2 protein-coding genes are annotated in these 1,547 nt (G+C 73.9%); one reads left to right on the top strand and one right to left on the bottom strand.

Annotation, left to right across the window (positions count from 1 at the left end; translation table 11 throughout):
• On the top strand, positions 1-895 hold an 895-nt coding region (locus tag ACFFNX_RS49640; RefSeq protein ID WP_378213459.1), incomplete at its 5' end, for an ABC transporter permease.
• 41 nt (positions 896-936) lie between these two features.
• Here ACFFNX_RS49640 and ACFFNX_RS49635 read toward each other — a convergent pair.
• A partial coding sequence (locus ACFFNX_RS49635) for a periplasmic substrate-binding domain-containing protein (protein WP_512699890.1) occupies positions 937-1,547 on the bottom strand: 611 nt, incomplete at its 5' end.

Genomic DNA, 1,547 nt, shown 5'->3' with positions numbered 1-1,547 from the left:
GGCCGCGGCCGTGCGCGGCGTGCCGGGCGTCGAGCTGGTCACCTCGGCCTACCAGGGCCGGTTCGAGGTGGGCGGGGACCAGCAGTCGTTCGTGGCCACCGAACGGCCGGCCGACCTGGTGCGCGCCGCGCGGCTGTCGCTGCGGTCCGGGTCGGCCGACCTGGGCCGCGACGGGTTGCTGGTGGATGAGCCGACCGCGCGCTCGGCGCGGCTGGCGGTGGGTTCGACCGTCACCGCGCGCTTCGCCGACGGCGGCACCGAACGGTTGCGGGTGACGGGGATCTACGCCAAGAACCAGCTGATCGGTTCGCGGGTGCTGGCCCTGCCGGCGTACCGGGCGCACACCGCGCACCCGGCCGGCCTCGGCGTGATGATCAACACGGATCGGGCGGACGCCGCGACCAAGGGCGCCATCGAGCGGGCGCTGAGCGGCTACCCGAACCTGAAGGTCCAGGACCAGTCGGATGTGAAGAAGAGCGCCCAGGCGAGCATCGACCAGTTCGTGACGCTGCTGACCGTGCTGCTGACGCTGTCGATCGTCATCGCCGCGCTCGGCATCATCAACACGCTCGCGCTGTCGGTGATCGAGCGGACCCGGGAGATCGGCCTGCTGCGGGCGGTGGGCACCAGCCGCCGGCAGACCCGCCGGATGATCCGCCTGGAGTCGGTCGTGATCGCGGTCTTCGGCGGGCTGCTGGGCGTCGCGATCGGTGTGGTGTTCGGCGTGGCGATCCAGCACGCGGTCGCCGACCAGGGTCTGGACGTGCTGAGCGTGCCGGTGCCGACCCTGGTGGCGTACGTGGTGCTGTCGGCGGTGATCGGCGTGCTGGCGGCGGTCTGGCCGGCCTGGCGGGCCTCCCGCCTGGACGTGCTGACCGCGATCGCGTTCGAGTAGAGACGGCGCCCCCGGCCTCGCGGGCCGGGGGCGCCGTCGGGTCAGCGGCCGAGGGCGGCCAGGTCGTACATGCCGTAGGCGGGGTGGACGTAGACGTTCCGCAGCGAGTCGGGGCGGTAGGTCACGGTCCGCTCATCGATGAGCGGCACCAGCGCGGCGTCCGACATCAGTCGCCGGTCCGCCGCCGCCCAGGCGTTCGCCCGGCGGGCCGGGTCGGTGGTCTTCAGGCCGCCGGTGAGGGTGCGGTTCACCTGCGGGTCGCGCAGCTCCATGATGTCGCCGTTGGCGGTCTTGGTGACCTCACCGGTGATCGGCGCCAGGAAGCCGTACCCGGTCGGGTACGTCGCGGCCTGCGCGTCCAGGACGATGCCCAGCCCGTGCGCGTGCACGTACGCGGGTGAGCCGGCCGTGCTCCCCCACTGGAACGGCGACAGCCTGGTGACCTGGACGGTGATGCCCACCGCGGTCAGCGAGCGGCTCAGCGCCCCGGCCGCGGCGACGTCCCCGGCCCGGTCGCTCCGTACCGCCAGGCCGGTGTGGAAGCCGTCCGGCCGGCCGCAGGCCCGCAGCTCCTGCCGCGCGCGGGTGAGGTCGTGCGGGTAGGGGTTCGCGGCGCGGTACCCGATGACGGTCGGGGGCAGCGCGGTCGTGG

It is taken from the genome of Actinoallomurus acaciae (assembly GCF_042429965.1).
Classification (GTDB): domain Bacteria; phylum Actinomycetota; class Actinomycetes; order Streptosporangiales; family Streptosporangiaceae; genus Actinoallomurus; species Actinoallomurus acaciae.
Note: the sequence above shows the minus strand (reverse complement) of the source record. Positions and strands in the feature narration are given on the sequence as shown.